We start from the raw sequence: 16098 nt of genomic DNA, 5'->3' as shown, positions 1-16098 counted from the left end.
CATGTCCACGCCCATTCCGCCCGTCCTCGGCTTCGCGGTGCTCGACCCGCGGCGCGCGTGGCCGCTCGTGCTCACGCGCGGGATCCTCGGCGTCCTGTTCGGCGTACTGGCGCTGGTGTGGCCGGGGATCACCGTGCTGGCGCTGGCTTTCCTGTTCGGGATCTACGTGCTGATCGACGCCGTCGGCGCGCTCATGCAGGCGTTCCGGCCGGGCGACGGCACGCACCGGTTCGCGTATGCGCTGCTCGGCGTGCTGGGCGTCGTCGCCGGGATCATGACGCTGGTGTGGCCAGGCGTGACCGTGCTGGTGCTGGCGACACTCGTCGGGGCGTGGGCGGTAGTCACCGGGATCATGGAAATCGTCGCCGCGATCCGGCTGCGCAAGCAGATCACCGGCGAGGCGTTTTTGATCGTCGCGGGCGCGCTTTCGGTGATCGCCGGGGTGCTCGTGCTGTTCCACCCGATCGCGGGCGCGTTCGGAGTAGCGCTGCTGATCGGGATTTACGCGGTCATTTACGGGGTAACCCTGGTAGTCCTGTCGCTGCGGCTGCGGAAGCTGGCGAAGTCCGCCGACCCGGCAGAGCAGCCGAACTAGCGCGACAATCGTCAGCGACCGGTTTTGCGACGGAGGGACTGCCGATGGCGCAGCATTACCCCGGCGATTACGGGGAGGACACCCGGCCAGGCATCGACGCAGCGAGGTTGTGGGCGGGCGGAGTGGCCACCGCGGTCGTCGCGGCGCTCGTGGCGGTGGTGGGCCTGCTGATCGCGCGAGGCATCTTCGACGTGCCAGTACTCGCCCCGAAAGGCGACGGCCTGTGGGGCAAGGCGAGTACGCCGACGTACGCCATCTCCGCCGCCGCTGTCGCCCTGCTGGCGACCGGTTTGATGCACCTGCTGAGCGTGGCGACCCCCGCGCCGGGGCAGTTCTTCGGCTGGATCATGGTGCTGGTGACGGCCATCGCAGTGGTCCTGCCGCTCACCCTGACGGTGGGCATGGAGGCGAAGATCGCGACGGCGGCGATCAATCTGGTGATCGGGCTGGTGATCGCTTCGCTGGTGAGCAGCATGGCGGCCAGTGCGCGGACGTTGCATCGGCGGAAGAAGAGCAGCCGGGCGGAGCAGCAGCCGCCTCCGCCTACGCGGCAATGGCCGGAGGGGCCGACCACGTATTACGACCGCTGAATGGTTTCGGGGTTTCGCGAACCATCCGGACGGCGGAGCGGGTTCCACCCCGATTGCCGCTTTCTTCCGTCGGCTGAAGGCTGATCATGGAGGGATGGCACCGTCTGACGACCGGGACGAATCCCGCGCTGACGGCGTCCTTTCCAGCCGAACGATCCTCATCTGCGCGATCGCCGTGGCCGCGATCGCGGCGGGCGCGTGCTGGATTCTCTTCGCCTGGTCCGGGCACGGCACCGAGGCGGACCGCGTTCGGCTGGACGGCATCCGGACCGTGGGCACCATCGTGGTCGGCACCGGTGGCGCGCTGGCGCTTCTTCTGGCTGCCCGCCGTCAGCAAACCGCTGAACGGGACCTCGCGACCAAACGCGCGGAATTGCGCTTGCGCGAGCAGGCGAACGACGACGCCCGGCACGACGCGACCGAGCGGCGGATCAACGAGCTTTACCTCAAGTCCGTCGAGCAGCTCGGCGCCGAGAAAGCCCCGGTCCGGCTGGCCGGACTGTACGCGCTGGACCGGCTCGCCCAGGAAAACGCGCGGCTGCGCCCGACGATCGTCCACGTGCTGAGCGCCTATCTGCGCATGCCGTACGACCTGCCTGCCGGCAGCACCGACCCGGAGCCACGGCAGGAACGCGAGGTCCGGCTCACCGCGCAGCGACTGCTGGTCCAGCACCTCATTCCCGACGCTCCGCAGGAACTGTTCTGGAGCGGGGTGGAACTCGATCTGTCGGGCGCGGTGCTGTTCGACTTCACTTTGAACGGCGCTGCGCTGCACAACGCCCGCTTCACCGGCGCCCGGTTCATCGGGGAGGCCTGGTTTCACGAGGTCACGTTCACCGGCACGACCCGGTTCGACGATGCCGTCTTCGAGAACGAAGCCTGGTTCGTCCGGGCCACCTTCTCCGGCAGCGCCGATCTCGGTCGCGCAGTCTTCCGCGGCGAAGCACGCTTCGAGAACACGGAATTCGTCGGAACAATCATGTTCCGCCACGCGAAATTCCAGCAAGCCGCACGTTTCGACCAAGCACTGCTCCGCGGCGTCGCCCGGTTCAGCGGTGCGGAATTCGAGCGCAGCGCGAGGTTCGACGGGGCCGGTTTCATGACCGCCCCAGTGTTCGAGGACGAGGCGGCGACCCAAAGCGCATACTTCGACCGTGCCCGTTTCGGCAACGAAGCGTGGTTCGACCAGGTGAGTTTCACGAACTACACCACCTTCGAAAACGCCAACTTCGACGGTGACGTGGGCTTCCACGGCACCACCCTCAACGGAGCCCCTTACCGGCCCCCGCAACTCCAATCCGACCAGCTGAGCCTCGAAGACACCGTCTAACGCCGCCGAGGCGGCCGCAACGCCTCCTCGATCGCGTCCAGCACCCGCACGGCCAAATCAGGATCGGACAGTTCCGGCAGCGACCGGTCCACCGGCGTGAGCGTCGTCAGCGCGTGCGCGCACGCCCGGTGCACGTCCAGCTGATACAGCGGATCGTTCACCGGCCGCGCGACCAGTCCCCGCCGCAACGCCGCGAACAGCCCGGGCAGCGGCAGCAGCCGCGCGCTTCGTTCCGGTGCCGCCAGCGCGGATCCGCCCAGTTCCCCGGCCGGATCGACCACCGCGGTCGCGTTCCGCGCGATCTCGGCGAGCGGGTACCGGTCCGCGTCGTCGCGCCGCCAGGCCACGACCTCCCCGATCCCGGACGCGACCAGCAGCGGCACGAGCAACGGCATCGTGTCCGAGCCCGCCACCACGACTTTCGCCGCGAACGGCGCGACGTGCAGCCGCCGCGACCGGACAAGCACCGCGGCGGCCGTCGCGATGCTCGCGGTTTCCTCCTCGGTGATCACCGGCACTCCGCCGCCCGCGGCGATGTCCCGTTGCGCCGCACGGGCTTTCGCCGGTTCGGTCCCGGTCAAGTACACCGCTTCGACGTCGTCCGGCAACGACCGCAGCGCGACCGACAGCTCGCCCGCGTTCCGCGAACGCACCGCGAACGCCGACGCCGGCACGCCAGTGTGCTCCCGGATCGCCTGCGCGTCGGCGCTCAGCAGCGCGAGCGAGGGTTCCGGCTCGCCCGGAGCGCTGTCCCCCACCACTGCCAGCCCGTTCACCGGCTTGTCTCGCCCTCGTCCGGGCTGCCGAGGTCGACTTCGTTGTGCCGCGCGATGTCCCGCAGCTCCGCCAGCCGCGCGCGGTGGGTGTCCGCGTCGTCCTCGCCCGCGGATTCCAAGGCCTGGCGCGCCGCCGCGACGCCCCGCTTCAATTCCCTGACGAATTCACTCGGCATGCTGTCTCCGGTAGAGGGGGGGGATTCACAGGTCGTTGCCCGCGTACGAGAGGTTGAAACTCTTGTTGGCGAGCGGGAAATCCGGGACGATCGTGTCCACGAGAGCCACCGGCAGCGCTGGCCAGTTGAAGAAGCTCGGGTCGACGGCTTTGACGCGGCTCAGCACTCCGGCGGAGAGTTCGACGCGGTGCACGATCGTGCCGCGCCAGCCCTCGGCGATCCCGACTCCGGACCGCGCACCGCCGGGAGCCGCGGTTTCCTGCCGGCTGCCCAGCGATCCGGTCAGCCGTTCCACGAGCTCCGCCGAATGGCCGATTTCCTCCACCCGCACCAGGAACCGGGCCAGCACGTCGCCGTCGGTCCGCGAGTGGCGCACCGGCTCGCCCAAATCGATGAACGGGTGCTCGTACCGCGCGTCGCGGCGAAGACCGCTGGCCCGCGCGACGTACCCGAGTGCCCCGAGATCCTCCGCCTGCCGCGCCGAAAGCACCGCCGTGCCCGCGAACCGGTCGCGCACCACGGGATGCTCCACCGCCAGCGAAGCGATCTCCTCGGCTTCAGCGGCCAAAGCCCGCACTCGCGCCACGTCCGGCAATCGGACCAGCCGTGCCCCGCCGAGCCGGACGCCGCCGCGCAGGAGCCGGTGGCCGGCGACTTCCTCGTTGTGCCGCAACAGCTTCTCCCGCACCGTCTGTGCGTGCGAGTTCAGCACCGAGTGGCCGACATCGTTGCACAGCGCGCCAAGATCGGCCACGTGGTTGTGGATCCGTTCCAGTTCCAGCAGGATCGCCCTGACCCGTGCGGCGTCCGCGGACACCTCCATGCCCAGCGCGTCCTCCACGGCGAGACAGTAGGCCAGCGCGTGCCCGACCGCGGTGTCGCCGCTGATCCTTTCGGCCAGTTCGATCCCGGCCTCGGGCTCCCGGCCGGCGAACAGCGCCTCCAGTCCTTTGTGGACGAACCACAGCCGGGCCTTGAGGTTCAGGATCGTCTCGCCCGACACCGAAAACCGGAAGTGCCCCGGCTCGATCATCCCGGCGTGCACCGGGCCGACCGGGATCTCCGACACCCCGGCCCCTTCCACCGCGCGGAACGGGTACGGCCCGTCGGCCTCGCCGAACTCCGGCGGCGCACCGGCCCCGGCCCGCATCGGGTACCAGCCGCGCGGCCAGTGGAAATGCCGGACCAGCCGGCGCGGCAACGGATGGTCTTCCGGCACGATGCCGAACAGGTCCCGCATCTCGCGCTCGAACCGGCCCGCCGGGAACGACAGCCGGGCCAGGCTCGGCAGCCGCGGTTCGGACGGCGGGAGCCGCACGTGCACTTCGGCCCGGCGGTCGCCTGGAGCCAGGAACAAATACACCGCGCGCAACCGGTCGCCGTCGTCGTGCCCGGACACGAGCGCGACGCGGAACCCGTCCGCCAGCAACGATTCCGCCGCCGCGGGCAGTTCCGCCGGGGCCGCTTCCCGTACGTTCACGAGCCCCCTCCCCCGGCCAGCGCGGCCGCGTGCAGCAACGACGCCAGCGGGCCGGTCGAGAACCCGAGCACCGCCGCGGCCGCGAGCGGGAGAACGAGCGCGACCCGCGTCGCCCGCGGCACCGCGACCGGAGCGCGCGCTGCACCGGGGCCGCCGGGTGGTTCGCCCAGCAGCATCCGCGTCGTGTGCCCGGCCAGCGCCGCCGCGACCACCAGCACCAGGACCAGAACGATCGCCGTCGCCCAGCCGAGCCCGCCGGCGAAACCGGCGCGGGCGAGCCCCAGTTCGCTCGCGAACAGGCTGAACGGCGGCATCCCGGCCAGCCCCAGCACCCCGGCGCCGAGACAGCCGGCGAGCACCGGACCGCGGGCGGCCAGCCCGCGCACCCGGTCGATCCGGCTCGTGCCGGTCCCCTGCGCGACCCGGCCCGCGCCCAGGAACAGCACCGCCTTGACCAGGCCGTGGCCGAGCACGTGCACCAGCACCGCCGCCGTCGCGACCGGGCCGCCGACCGCCGCGCCGAACGACACCAGCCCGAGGTGCTCGATGCTGGAATAGGCCAGCATCCGCTTGTAATCGCGTTGCGCGAGCAGCAAAGTCGCCGCCACGAGGAGCGACGCGAGCGCCATCACGATCAGCAGGCCGCGGGCGAACCCGGCGCCGAGCGCGGCGTCGGAGATCACCTTCACCCGGAGCACGGCGTAGAACGCGACGGCGAGCAGCACCCCGGACATCAACGCCGACACCGGCGCGGGCGCCTGCGAATGCGCGTCCGGCAACCAGGCGTGCAGCGGAGCCAGCCCCGCCTTCGCTCCGAACCCGAGCACCAGCAGGGTGACCGCGATCCGCGTTACGCCATTGTCGAGGCCGCTTGCCCCAGCAGCCAGGCCAGCCAGATCGAGGCCGCCGCCGGCGTGCCCGGACGCGTACCCGAGCAGCAGCGTGCCCAGCAACGCCAGCGCGAGCCCGGCCGAGCAGATCACCACGTACTTCCACGCCGCCTCGACCGCGGTCCGGGTCCGGCCCTGGCCGACGAGGAACGCGGTCACGACCGTCGTCGCTTCGATCGACACCCACAGCAGCCCGAGGCCGGCGGCGAGAACGGCGAGCGTCATCGCGGCGAGGAACAAGTGGACCAGCAGTCCGTGCCTCGACGCGGTGCGTGCGGTCGCCCGGCCCGCAGCGCGTTCCGTCGCGAAATGCCCCGGCGTCGCCAGCGTCGCCGGAATCGCGACCGCACTGATCACCACCAGCAAGAACGCCGACAACGCGTCGGCCCGCAGCAGCCCGCCCAGCGCGCTGACCGGACCGGCGCGCACCACCGCGACGGCCAGCGCGACCGCCACGGCGAGACCCACGACGGCGCTCGCCGCGCCCGCCCACAGCATGCCGCGCCGCCACGCGGGCACCAGGAATCCCAGTGCCGTCACCGCGGGCACCACGAGCGCCGTTACGACCAGGATCGCCATCAGTCGCGCAACTCCCGCAGCTCGCCGAGGTCCGTGCCGCCGAACAGCTGCCGCATCCGGCCGGACAGGATCTGCAGCACGAGGACCGCCAGCAGCACGTCCAGCGAAACCCCGATTTCCACGAGCAGCCCCGGCTCCGCGCCGAGCAGCAGGCCGGTCGCGGTGATCCCGTTGTCCAGCACCAGGAATCCGACGAGCTGGGACACCGCGCGCCGCCGGGTCACCAGCACGAAGAACCCGATCAGGACCACGGTCAGGCCCACCGGCGCGGCCGCCGAAGCCGGAGAAGGATCGAGTTCCACGAGCGGCCGCGACACGGCGTACGCGACGAGCGCGAGCAAAGCGGCCGACAGCAAGGAAGCCGTCACGTTCACGACCGGACGCGTCTCGCGCCGGTCCGGGCCCTGGCGCGCGATCGCCCGCCGCACGAGCCACGGCAGGACGCCGGCCCGCAGGACCAGCAGTCCCGCCGCGACCAGTCCCGCCTCGGCCGAGCCGGCGAGCAACGCGGCCATCCCGGCGAGCGCGACGCCTTGCGCCGCGAGCACCCGCACCAGAACCGGAAGTTCGCGCCGCCACAGCGCCAGCACGGCCGTCAGCAGGAACAGCCCGCAGGCCAGGTAAAGCAGCTCGGTCACGAAGCACCTCCCGGCAGGACGAAGGACGCGGCCACCGCCAGCAGCGCGAGCAGGAACGATCCCGCCAGCAGCTCCGGAACCCGGAAAAGCCGCAGCTTCGCGAAGAACACCTCGGCGGCCGCGAGCGACGCGCCCAGCAGACCGACCTTCCCCGCGAACGCCGCAGCTCCCGCGAGCAGCGCGGGCAGCGACGCCGAGGTCGCGATCCCCCACGGCACGAACAGGTTGGCCAGCAGACCGAGGAACACCGCCAGCCGCATCGAGGACGCCAGTTCCACCAGCGCGAGGTCCGGCCCGGCGTACTCCAGCACCATCGCCTCGTGCACCATCGTCAGCTCGAGGTGGGTGGCCGGGTTGTCGACCGGCAGCCGCCCGGTCTCCGCGACCGCCACGATCGCCAGCGCGACCGCGGCCAGCAGGCTCACCGGCGACCCGACCCGCGCCGGATCGTCCACTGTGGACGAAACGATCGCGGCGAGATCGGTGCTGCCCGCCCGCGCGGACAGCGCCAGGATCGCGACCAGCAGCGTCGGCTCGACGAGCGCGATGACGGTGATCTCGCGGCTCGCGCCCATCCCGCCGAACGCGGTGCCGGTGTCGAGCCCGGCGAGCGCGAGCGCGACCGTGCCGAGCGCCAGCAGCGCGACCACCGCGAAGAGGTCGGCCACCGGCGGCAGCGCCGACGCGGTGGTGACGAACGGGGCCGCGAACGCGACGAGCAGCGTCGTCGCCATCAGCAGCACCGGCGCGGTCCGGAAGACCTGACCGGTGCCGCGCGGCGTCAGCGCTTCCTTGCGCCGCAACAGTTTTCGAAGGTCACGCCACGGCTGGAGCACTCCGGAGCCCGCGCGTCCCTCCAGCCGGGCGCGGACCTGCCGCATCAGGCCGGTCAGCACCGGTGCCCCGGCGACCACGAGCACTGTCTGCACGACCGCTCCGGCGGCGGCGAACCCGGTCATCGCGTCACCGCCAGCAGGATCAGCGCGAGTACCACCGCGGAGAAGCCGTAGCCGAGATATCGGTGCACGCTGCCGGTGGCCAGCCGCCGCCCGGCGCGGCCCCACGCGGCGGCCGCGACAAGGACCGGCCGGTAAAGCACCCGTTCAATCCGGTCCGGCACCTCCCGGCGGTAGGCGACCTGGCGCACGAGATAGCGCGCCTCGTCGTAGTGGCCGACGTCCACATCGGTCTCCGGGCGCACCACATCGTCGAAAACCCGTTGCAGCGGTTCGGCGAACGACGTCGCGGTGTACTCCGCCCTGGCCGTCGCGGGACCACCGCCGCAGTCCCAGAGCCGCGCTTCCCGGCGCGCCCGGCCCTGCCCGAGCATCCGCACCGCCGCGACCACGAGCAGCGCGCCACCGAGCAGACCGAAGGTGATCAGCAACGGGGAGACCGTGCCCGAGACCCCGTTCAGCCGCACGGTGAGCAGGTCGCGTGCGGCCGGATCGCCGAAGCCCGCCGCCGCGCCCACCGCAGGCAACACCAGCGTGGGGAACAACGCCGGCACCACACAGGCCACCGCCGCGAGGCCCATTCCGACGAGCATCGACCTTGGGCTTTCATGCGCTCGTTCCGCATCGGCACCGCGCGGTTTCGCGAGGAAGCCGATGCCGAACGCCTTGACGAACGTCGCCACCGCAAGGCCAGCGGTGAGCGCGACAGCGGCCATCGTGAGCGGCATCGCAACCGCGGTGACCACACCTGCGGCGGGAAGACCGTGCACCAGTGCCTGCAGCAGCAGCCATTCCGACACGAACGCCGTGCCGGGCGGCAACGCCGAAGCGGCCAGCGCGCCGAGACCGAACAGGCCGGTAGTCCACGGCATCCGGGTGCGCAGCCCGCCGAGCGCGTCGAGGTCGCGCGTGCCGGTCGCGTGGACGACTGATCCGGCGGCAAGGAACAACAGCGTCTTGAACGCGGCGTGCCCCACGGTGTGCAGCAACGCGGCGGCCAGCGCCAGCCCCGCCGCGGTCCGGGCGCCCGAGGACGCGAGCAGCCCGGCCGCGCCGATCCCGGCGAAGATAATCCCGAGGTTTTCCGTGGTCGAATACCCCAGCAGGCGCTTGAGATCCGACGCCATGGCCGCCTGGAGGATCCCGTACACCGCGGAGACCGCGCCCAGAGCCAGCACGACGCCCCACCACCAGCGCGAGCCGCCGCCGAGGAGGTCGAACCCGACGCGCAGCACGCCGTACGCGCCGAGGTTGACCATCGCCGCCGACATCAGCGCGGACACGTGGCTCGGCGCCTCCGGATGCGCGCGCGGGAGCCAGGCGTGCAGCGGCACGATCCCGGCCTTCGAACCGAATCCGGCCAGTACGAGCAGGAAAATCACACTCGCCGTGCCTGGTGGCGGCGAAGCGGCGCGCAAGACCGCGAAACTGTCGCCGCCCGCGAGAGCAGCGAACCAAAACAGTCCAATGAGGACAGTCACGAACCCGAGATGCGTCATGACCGCGTACCACCGGCCCGCCGACGCGACCGAAGGCCGCAGCCGGTGCTCGGCCAGCAACAGCACCAGCGACGTGACCGCCATCAGTTCCCAGCACACGAGGAAGGTGCCAACCGATGCCGCCGCCGGCACGAGCAGCATCGCCACCACGAACAGCGGCTGCACCGCCCGCACCGTGCGGGCGCGCAGCCCGTTCCGGGCGTAACCGATCCCGTACAGCCCCGCCGCGATCGCCACTCCGCCGGTGACAGCGGTGAACAGGCCGCCCATCCGGTCCAGTTCGAGCGAAAACCCGGACAACGGCAGCAGCCACGGAAAACTGGCGTGCGCCGTTTGCCCAGCGAGTGCCGCCGCACCAGCCGCGACCCCGGCCGCACCCGCGAGCATCGTGCCGCTTCCCGACACTCGCGTCCGGGCCGTCGCGGGCACCACGAGACTCACCAGCGCTGTCCCGGCCCCGCTCGCGACCGCCGTCCCGAGCCCTGCCGCCGCGAGGTTCACCGGCCCGTCAGCTTTCGCACCGCCTCGACGATCGCCTCGGGCCGAGGCGGGCAACCAGGCACTTCGAGGTCGACCGGCACGACGTCGCGCACCGGGCCGGTCACTCCGTAAGCGCCCGCGAATACGCCGCAATCCCGTGCGCAGTCCCCGATCGCCACGACCGTCCGCGGCCTCGGCACTGCCTCGTACGTGCGCTTCAACGGCTCCGCCATATTGCGCGTGACCGGCCCGGTGACCAGCAGCCCGTCCGCGTGCCGCGGCGACGCGACCAGCCGCGCGCCGTACCTCTCGGCGTCGTAGACCGCGCCGAACGCCGCACCGATCTCGATCTCGCAGCCGTTGCACGATCCCGCGTCCACGTGCCGCAACTGGACCGAACCGCCGAGCTCACGCGCTCGCGGCAACGGCTCCGGCCTCGGCGGAGCGGGTTCGGCGGCCCGCCCCGTCCGGCGGATCGCGCGCCACAGCCTCAGCACCGCGCACCGCCGGCGCTCCGGGTCCCGCGCACGTCAGCGCTCCGCGGGAGGTGTGCTGCCGGCTTGCGCGATCCGCAGGTCGTCGAGCAGTTCGACCTGCCCGGACAGCACGCCGGTCAGGATCTCCCGCGCCACCGCCATCAGCTCCGCGACCTGCGGGCTGATCAGTGAGTAGTAGACGCTCGACCCCTCTTTGCGCGTGGTCACCAGCCCCATCCGGCGCAGCACCGCCAGCTGCTGCGACAGGTTCGCCGCTTCGATCCCGACCTCGGGCAGCATCTCCGCGACGGCGTGCTCGCGCTGCGACAACAACTCCAGCACCCGGATCCGGGCGGGATGGCCGAGCGTCTTGAAGAACTCGGCTTTCAGCTGGTAGAGCGGCTTGCTCACGCGCGCCTCCTGCGGTCCGGGCCCGCCCGGGAGCGGGGCGGAAGGGTTCAGCAATTGCGAATATTAGCAATTGCTGAACTCGCGCACTACCGAGGGTGCGGCACCGGTGAGGACCTGGGCGCCCGGCGGCGACCAGGTTGCCCTGCGGGCTGAGTTCCTTGGCCAGGTACCGGTTCACCGACTCCAGCGCGACCTTCGTCGGACGACGTGCCGCACCGGATCCGCCGCCGTTGGCCATTTGCCCCCTGCACCGGCCGGAAGCACCGCGGCATCAACCCTTTCGCGCGCCCCCTGCCCTTATCGCACTGGCGGGTCGAACTCGGCCGCGTGGTCAGCCACCCACTGGGCGAAGGTCCGCGCCGGAACCCCGGTGACCTCTTCCACGGTCGCCGTCGGCCGGTCGGGTTCGCGCTGGGCCAAGCGGGCGTACGCGTCGAGCATGACGTCCGCGTACTTCGCCGGGATCCGCTCGAGGAGGAGTTCGCGCGCGACCTCCCGGGAGACCTCCTCCCACCGGGTCTCGCGGCCGATCACCTCGCCGATCACCCGGACCTGGTCGACCTGGGTGAGCGCGGACGGGCCGGTGAGGTCGTACTTGGCGCCGGCGTGCCCGTCGGAGGTCAGCGCGGCCACCGCGACCGCCGCCATGTCGGCCTCGTGAATGAGCGTCGAGGACGCCGAGCCGTAAGCACCGCGAACCACGCCGTCCTTGCGAATGTGCGGTGCCCAGTTGAGCGCGTTGGTCGCGAAACCGTGCGGCTGAAGGAACGTCCACTCCAGACTCGTGCGCTCGATCGCCTTCTCCACTGCGAGATGGACCTGGCTGATCGCGTCATCCGAGCCGCTGCGCGCCGCGGCCGAGGACAGAAGGACCAAACGACGGGCGCTGCCAGCGATAGTGTCCGCGATCGCCTCGGCCGGTTCGCCGGAGATCAACGGCCACATCAAGAACGCCGAGTCGGCCCCACGCAACGCGGTGCGCAGACTGTCTACATCAGACAGATCACCTTGGACGACTTCCACGCTGTCGGGAAGATCGGCCTTCTCGGGCCGTCGAGCCAACGCGCGTACCGGAAGGCCGCGCTCGGTCAGCTGTAAGGCCACCTGACGTCCGACATTGCCAGTCGCGCCGATCACCAGAAACGTCATGAGTACCTCCTTGTGCCACAGGAAGACTCACCGTAGGTTTTGGGCTATCTTTTCGTAAGTACGCACCGCGAGGTAAGCTCCCGGCATGGGAGTAGGCATCGAGGCAGGACGCCGTGCCGCCGCGGCCCCGGGTGACGCGTTCAACAGCGAATGCCCCGGCCGGACGGTGCTCAACCACGTTTGCAGCCGCTGGGGCACGCTGATCCTGCTCTCGCTGCGCGACCGACCGGCGCGGTTCTACGAACTACGCGACACGATCGGCGGGATCAGCGAGAAGATGCTGTCGCAGAATTTGCGGACTTTGACCCGCGACGGCCTGATCAACCGCGAGGTGGAGCCTGCGACGCCGCCTAAGGTGACTTACTCGCTCACTGAGCTTGGGCAGGAGCTGGCGACGCCGTTGCAGGGACTGCTGGACTGGGTCGGGGCGCGGACGGTGGATGTGGTCAAGGCGCAGAGGCGGCATGATCGGCAGCACAAGGTTGAGGCTTGACCGGCGGAACGGGAAATTGACTGCGAGCAGTCAGCCCAAGCCGTCGAAGGTACGGTTCAGCGCGTCCACGAGATGGGCGCGGTCCCCGCTGTACACAGTGGCTTCCGGGCCTTCGCCGGAGTCGCTCGTGAACGCCAGGATCCGGCCGGCGCGGACGAGGTCGTACACCGTCAGCGGAGTGCTGCGGACCCGGCCGTCGCCGTTGCCGATCGCGACGTGGAGCTTGTGCACCGCGGCCCGGTCCGCCCGCAGGAGATGCCGCAGTTCGTCGGCCCGTCCGGACATCTCCGACAGCGGATCCACGCCGTCGTCGTCCAGATAGGCCGTCGGCACCCGCAACTGCGCCATCCGGGCCGCCGGGTACTCCGGCAGCGCGTCCACCAGAGCCGACGCCAAGCCTTCCGGCGGGATCGGATCGAGCTGGATCGACCGGTAGTCGGTGATCAGCCGGACCGCCTCATCTCCAGCGGAGGCGGCGAAAACCGCGCCGTTGTCCTCCGGGCGGGCGCTGAACGCCGTCCAGGAATAGCACTCTCGCGCTGGTGCGGCGAGCAGTTTCAGCACGGCGCGGAACTCTCCGGTCAGCCGCCCGTCCGGCGTGGCCAGCCCCAGTCCGGCGAACGCCGCCATCGCCCGCCGCTCCCGCTCCGCGGCGAATTCCGCGGTGGCATACGCGTCGTCCGGATCGACCACGGCCGGCAGGCTGCCCAGCCCGCAGTACTCCCATGCGACGAAGAACGCCGGCCGGGGCATCCGCACCGGCCTGTCGAGGATCGCCGTCATCGCGCCTCAGCCGCCGATGGTCGGAGGCGTCGGCGGCATCCCGGTGCGCGGATCGAGCAGGCGGTCGTCCTCGCCGTCGGCGAGATCGAACACGGAATCGTCCTCCAGCCCGTACTTGCGCTGGTGTTCCCGGTCCGCCTCGCCCTGACTGCCCTTGCTGCCGGCTCCCATGCCGCCCATCCCGGGCGACCCCTTCGCTCCTGCCGCGCCCTTGGCCGCGGTTCCGTTAGCGTCCGCACGAGGCGCGGGGGCCTCGCCGGGCCTGGGCCCCTGCCCGGTGGCACCCCCGGCGCTCCTGCCGGAACCTCCCCCCGCGAGACCGCCCGCGGGACCTGATCCGCCGGTCGGCCCGAACCCGCTGGCAACGCCCGGCGACCACGAACTGCCGCCGGCCCCTCCGCCGATGTTCGGCGACGACGATGCCGGTACCCAACCCTGCACACCAGGCCCGCCGGGCTCTGGCGGCGTCCATCCCGAAATCGTCGTCCCCTCGTCCGGACCGCCCCCTGCTCGGCGCTCAAGCGGCGGGTGCGATCCGTCCGGCCTCATCTCCGGCACCGGCGAAGAAGGCGGCGGGTGCGGCGACGGCAGGAACGGCTCCGGCCGCGAGTGCCTGTCCGGCGGAGTCTCCGGAGGCAGGACTGATGACTCGTGGCCTCCGGCTCGTCGCTGCGGAACGTGCGGCCCCCGTTCGTGCTCCACCGGGCTCTCGGGCGGTGAACTGATGCCGATCTTGCCGTCGCCGAAATCCGCCAGCTGTCCGTAGTCGATCTTCAGCCCCTGGCCGGCAAGCTGCGCCTGGCTCGCGTAAGCCTGATACCTGGCGAGGTTGTGCTGGCCGATCTCGTTGTAGTCCTTGATTTTCTGCTCGGTGTCGGTCGTCCGCCAGAACTGCAGCTCGTCCAGGAAATTCTTGTGCGGCGGCACCTCCGGCACCGGCCGCAGCGACGCCTTCAGCTGGTCGAAGCCGTGCGCCAGGCCGCTCACCGTCCGCGAGTTCGACGTGAATGTCCGCGACGCGGCCTCCGACACCTCCGACAACGGGCGGATCCGAGCCAGCGCCGCCTCCGCCCCGCCGCCGGTCCAGGACGCCTCCAGTCCCGAACTCAGCTGCTGCACCCGCCCGCTCACGGCCGAGTGCTTCCGCGCCAGCGCCTCGGCCTGGTCGCCGCCCTCGTGCCATTCCGGTGCGCCCCGGCTCGCCGTGATCGCCTTGACCAGATCGGATTGCGAGACGGTCTGTTCGCCGAGGTTTCCCTCGTAGAGATCGCCGAACCAGCCGCCGACGTCCGCCAGCCGGTGCCCGACCCAGCCCGCGGCGTCCTCGGCCGCCTGCCCGATCGCCTTCGCCGCGCTGCCGACCGCCTCGAAGAACCCCATCACGAACCCGCCTGGTGCTTCAAGTTCGCCAGCACCATGCCCGCGACCTGTTCGGTCACCTGGCACGGGTCCTTCTTCCCGGCCTTGGCGGAGCTGAGCAAGACAGAAACATCGACCGTTTCCTCGTCCGTGACCCCGACACTGACCTGGCAGAACTTCTCGGGGGCGATGCCGGCGGAGACATGGGCCACCGCGGGAAACCCCTGTACCGGCGACAGCACCCGCCAGACAACTGTTTGCGGCTTCGTGTTCTGGTAGACGCCGCTCAACCCCGTACGGCTCTTCGTGTCGTACGCGACAGCCGTGTTCCCGCCGGTCTCGAGATTCGACCACACACACGACGCGCCCAACTGGCTGGCCGCATCGGCGTCCCGCTGTATCTGCCCCGAACCGAGCACCGTCGTCACCTGATCCCCCGTCAGCCCGACCCGGCAAGGATCGACCGACAGCGCCGAAGGAGGCAACGGCTCCGCCACCTTCGGCGCACCGTCATGCGGCAGCGCCGCGACCGCGGAACTTCCCGGCGGCCCGGCCGAAGGATCGCTCACGGGCACCGACGGAGCATTTCCGCAACCAGTAGCAACAGCAGCGAAGGAAATCACCGCAGCAGCTCCGAAGAGCGCACGGATCCTCATCAGACCAAGCCGTCGTGCCGCGCCGCAGAGCCTTGTGCGGCAGCAACCGCCTCGTGCTCGCCCGAGCGAATGAGGTGAAGCGCGCCTTCGAGCCGTTCGATCAGTTCGTCGACGTACGCGCACTCCCGCTGAATGTGTCCGACGCCGTACCGGAACGCCCCGACCTTCCCGTCGGCACCCGCCGCGAGAGCGTTGAACTCCTTGCTCGCCGGCTCGTCCGCAGGCGGCTTCATCTTGGTGATCTGCTCCGCCTCGGGGATCATCACGCCGAGATCGGTCCGGATGCTCCGCGCCAGAGCGAGCATGCGCACGGCCTCGTCGTGACTGAGACTGAACCCTTGCCCGCCCGATCCCGGTCCGCTGCCCAGCGCGGCCTGGCCCGCCGCCGCGGCGCTCTCGCGAATCGAATCCCCGATGGTGAATGCCAGGCCGTTCAGCCAGTTGCCGGGTTCCGGCACAGGTTGAGCCACGGTCCACACCCCTCATGTGACACGTCGACGTCGAATAGGCACAGCCCTCCCGAGACCGGCCGCCTTTCACCGTAACCGACCGCACACCGCGAGGTAAGGCGAATTGCCCATTCCGGTCGTCCGCCGACCGGGTGATAACTCACCATTGCTGGCTGGTGGTCAAAAGCATTCGAGACGGACTGTCCAGGATTTACAAGCAAGATCCAGTGAATGCGATGCGCACATCAGGAATATTCCACTCTCGAGAGCTTCTGTGCGGCGAGGTCGCCAAGCATACCGACCAGGATCTCCCTTGCCACAAGGAGTTCAGCG

The 16098-nt window shown here is 70.7% G+C and carries 18 protein-coding genes; 4 read left to right on the top strand and 14 right to left on the bottom strand.

Features of this window, described 5'->3' with window-relative positions; translation table 11 throughout:
- The first annotated feature begins 1 nt into the window (after nucleotide 1).
- From ACWGIC_RS14590 to ACWGIC_RS14580, 3 genes are all read left to right on the top strand, one after another.
- The gene (locus tag ACWGIC_RS14590; RefSeq protein WP_452076407.1) at nucleotides 2–595 is read left to right on the top strand and encodes an HdeD family acid-resistance protein; all 594 of its coding nucleotides are present in this window, start codon (nucleotides 2–4) and stop codon (nucleotides 593–595) included.
- 44 nt (nucleotides 596–639) lie between these two features.
- Nucleotides 640–1185, top strand: coding sequence for a DUF6069 family protein (locus tag ACWGIC_RS14585; RefSeq protein WP_452076406.1), 546 nt, complete (start codon nucleotides 640–642; stop codon nucleotides 1183–1185).
- A gap of 94 nt (nucleotides 1186–1279) precedes the next feature.
- Nucleotides 1280–2515 (top strand): pentapeptide repeat-containing protein, encoded by a 1236-nt coding sequence (locus tag ACWGIC_RS14580; protein ID WP_452076405.1) that lies wholly within the window; start codon nucleotides 1280–1282, stop codon nucleotides 2513–2515.
- Here the strand turns inward: ACWGIC_RS14580 and ACWGIC_RS14575 are convergent.
- The 10 genes from ACWGIC_RS14575 to ACWGIC_RS14530 all read right to left on the bottom strand — a co-directional run bounded on the left by ACWGIC_RS14575 (nucleotide 2512) and on the right by ACWGIC_RS14530 (nucleotide 12025).
- The gene (locus ACWGIC_RS14575) at nucleotides 2512–3291 is read right to left on the bottom strand and encodes a hypothetical protein (RefSeq protein ID WP_452076404.1); all 780 of its coding nucleotides are present in this window, start codon (nucleotides 3289–3291) and stop codon (nucleotides 2512–2514) included. The two genes, ACWGIC_RS14580 and ACWGIC_RS14575, sit on opposite strands and share 4 nt — an antisense overlap.
- Nucleotides 3288–3467: a hypothetical protein gene (locus tag ACWGIC_RS14570; RefSeq protein WP_452076403.1), complete on the bottom strand. Its 180-nt coding sequence runs from the start codon at nucleotides 3465–3467 to the stop codon at nucleotides 3288–3290. Before ACWGIC_RS14570 ends, ACWGIC_RS14575 begins: the two co-directional genes overlap by 4 nt.
- A 25-nt stretch (nucleotides 3468–3492) precedes the next feature.
- A complete protein-coding gene (locus ACWGIC_RS14565; RefSeq protein WP_452076402.1) occupies nucleotides 3493–4947 on the bottom strand; it encodes a hydrogenase large subunit in 1455 nt (484 codons plus the stop codon).
- On the bottom strand, nucleotides 4944–6416 hold the full coding sequence (locus tag ACWGIC_RS14560; RefSeq protein WP_452076401.1) for a proton-conducting transporter transmembrane domain-containing protein: 1473 nt from the start codon (nucleotides 6414–6416) through the stop codon (nucleotides 4944–4946). The genes ACWGIC_RS14565 and ACWGIC_RS14560 overlap by 4 nt, the downstream gene beginning before the upstream one ends.
- Nucleotides 6416–7054 (bottom strand): hypothetical protein, encoded by a 639-nt coding sequence (locus ACWGIC_RS14555; RefSeq protein ID WP_452076400.1) that lies wholly within the window; start codon nucleotides 7052–7054, stop codon nucleotides 6416–6418. Before ACWGIC_RS14555 ends, ACWGIC_RS14560 begins: the two co-directional genes overlap by 1 nt.
- Nucleotides 7051–8013: a respiratory chain complex I subunit 1 family protein gene (locus ACWGIC_RS14550; RefSeq protein ID WP_452076399.1), complete on the bottom strand. Its 963-nt coding sequence runs from the start codon at nucleotides 8011–8013 to the stop codon at nucleotides 7051–7053. The genes ACWGIC_RS14555 and ACWGIC_RS14550 overlap by 4 nt, the downstream gene beginning before the upstream one ends.
- Entirely contained in the window at nucleotides 8010–10010 is a 2001-nt protein-coding gene (locus ACWGIC_RS14545; RefSeq protein ID WP_452076398.1) for a proton-conducting transporter transmembrane domain-containing protein, read from the bottom strand. The genes ACWGIC_RS14550 and ACWGIC_RS14545 overlap by 4 nt, the downstream gene beginning before the upstream one ends.
- Nucleotides 10007–10486 (bottom strand): NADH-quinone oxidoreductase subunit B family protein, encoded by a 480-nt coding sequence (locus tag ACWGIC_RS14540; RefSeq protein ID WP_452076397.1) that lies wholly within the window; start codon nucleotides 10484–10486, stop codon nucleotides 10007–10009. The genes ACWGIC_RS14545 and ACWGIC_RS14540 overlap by 4 nt, the downstream gene beginning before the upstream one ends.
- A gap of 33 nt (nucleotides 10487–10519) precedes the next feature.
- Nucleotides 10520–10876, bottom strand: a complete 357-nt coding sequence (locus ACWGIC_RS14535) for an ArsR/SmtB family transcription factor (RefSeq protein WP_452076396.1) — start codon at nucleotides 10874–10876, stop codon at nucleotides 10520–10522.
- A gap of 297 nt (nucleotides 10877–11173) precedes the next feature.
- Entirely contained in the window at nucleotides 11174–12025 is an 852-nt protein-coding gene (locus ACWGIC_RS14530; protein ID WP_452076395.1) for an NAD(P)H-binding protein, read from the bottom strand.
- Nucleotides 12026–12110: 85 nt separating this feature from the next.
- On the opposite strand from ACWGIC_RS14530, the gene ACWGIC_RS14525 reads away from it, so the two are divergent.
- Nucleotides 12111–12518 carry a winged helix-turn-helix transcriptional regulator gene (locus ACWGIC_RS14525; protein WP_452076394.1) on the top strand — a complete coding sequence of 136 codons (408 nt, stop codon included), beginning with the start codon at nucleotides 12111–12113 and terminating at the stop codon, nucleotides 12516–12518.
- 30 nt (nucleotides 12519–12548) lie between these two features.
- On the opposite strand, the gene ACWGIC_RS14520 is transcribed toward ACWGIC_RS14525, so the two are convergent.
- From ACWGIC_RS14520 to ACWGIC_RS14505, 4 genes are read right to left on the bottom strand one after another with little or no spacing between them, the layout of a single operon-like run.
- Nucleotides 12549–13301, bottom strand: a complete 753-nt coding sequence (locus ACWGIC_RS14520) for an ESX secretion-associated protein EspG (RefSeq protein ID WP_452076393.1) — start codon at nucleotides 13299–13301, stop codon at nucleotides 12549–12551.
- Nucleotides 13302–13307: 6 nt separating this feature from the next.
- A complete protein-coding gene (locus tag ACWGIC_RS14515) occupies nucleotides 13308–14681 on the bottom strand; it encodes a hypothetical protein (protein WP_452076392.1) in 1374 nt (457 codons plus the stop codon).
- The gene (locus ACWGIC_RS14510; protein ID WP_452076391.1) at nucleotides 14681–15316 is read right to left on the bottom strand and encodes a DUF3558 domain-containing protein; all 636 of its coding nucleotides are present in this window, start codon (nucleotides 15314–15316) and stop codon (nucleotides 14681–14683) included. The genes ACWGIC_RS14515 and ACWGIC_RS14510 overlap by 1 nt, the downstream gene beginning before the upstream one ends.
- On the bottom strand, nucleotides 15316–15786 hold the full coding sequence (locus ACWGIC_RS14505) for a hypothetical protein (protein WP_452076390.1): 471 nt from the start codon (nucleotides 15784–15786) through the stop codon (nucleotides 15316–15318). Before ACWGIC_RS14505 ends, ACWGIC_RS14510 begins: the two co-directional genes overlap by 1 nt.
- Nucleotides 15787–16098 lie beyond the last annotated feature (312 nt).

Source organism: Amycolatopsis sp. NPDC054798 (genome assembly GCF_053611505.1).
The sequence above is the reverse complement of the archived record's forward strand: the minus strand, read 5'-3'. Positions and strand labels throughout refer to the sequence as shown.

What these genes read in the sequence shown, in the direction of transcription:
- ACWGIC_RS14590 (WP_452076407.1), top strand. Translation starts at nt 2, where the DNA reads ATGTCCACGCCCATTCCGCCCGTCCTCGGCTTCGCGGTGCTCGACCCG.
- ACWGIC_RS14585 (WP_452076406.1), top strand. Translation starts at nt 640, where the DNA reads ATGGCGCAGCATTACCCCGGCGATTACGGGGAGGACACCCGGCCAGGC.
- ACWGIC_RS14580 (WP_452076405.1), top strand. Translation starts at nt 1,280, where the DNA reads ATGGCACCGTCTGACGACCGGGACGAATCCCGCGCTGACGGCGTCCTT.
- ACWGIC_RS14570 (WP_452076403.1), bottom strand. Translation starts at nt 3,467, where the DNA reads ATGCCGAGTGAATTCGTCAGGGAATTGAAGCGGGGCGTCGCGGCGGCG.
- ACWGIC_RS14560 (WP_452076401.1), bottom strand. Translation starts at nt 6,416, where the DNA reads ATGGCGATCCTGGTCGTAACGGCGCTCGTGGTGCCCGCGGTGACGGCA.
- ACWGIC_RS14550 (WP_452076399.1), bottom strand. Translation starts at nt 8,013, where the DNA reads ATGACCGGGTTCGCCGCCGCCGGAGCGGTCGTGCAGACAGTGCTCGTG.
- ACWGIC_RS14530 (WP_452076395.1), bottom strand. Translation starts at nt 12,025, where the DNA reads ATGACGTTTCTGGTGATCGGCGCGACTGGCAATGTCGGACGTCAGGTG.
- ACWGIC_RS14525 (WP_452076394.1), top strand. Translation starts at nt 12,111, where the DNA reads ATGGGAGTAGGCATCGAGGCAGGACGCCGTGCCGCCGCGGCCCCGGGT.
- ACWGIC_RS14520 (WP_452076393.1), bottom strand. Translation starts at nt 13,301, where the DNA reads ATGACGGCGATCCTCGACAGGCCGGTGCGGATGCCCCGGCCGGCGTTC.
- ACWGIC_RS14515 (WP_452076392.1), bottom strand. Translation starts at nt 14,681, where the DNA reads ATGGGGTTCTTCGAGGCGGTCGGCAGCGCGGCGAAGGCGATCGGGCAG.
- ACWGIC_RS14510 (WP_452076391.1), bottom strand. Translation starts at nt 15,316, where the DNA reads ATGAGGATCCGTGCGCTCTTCGGAGCTGCTGCGGTGATTTCCTTCGCT.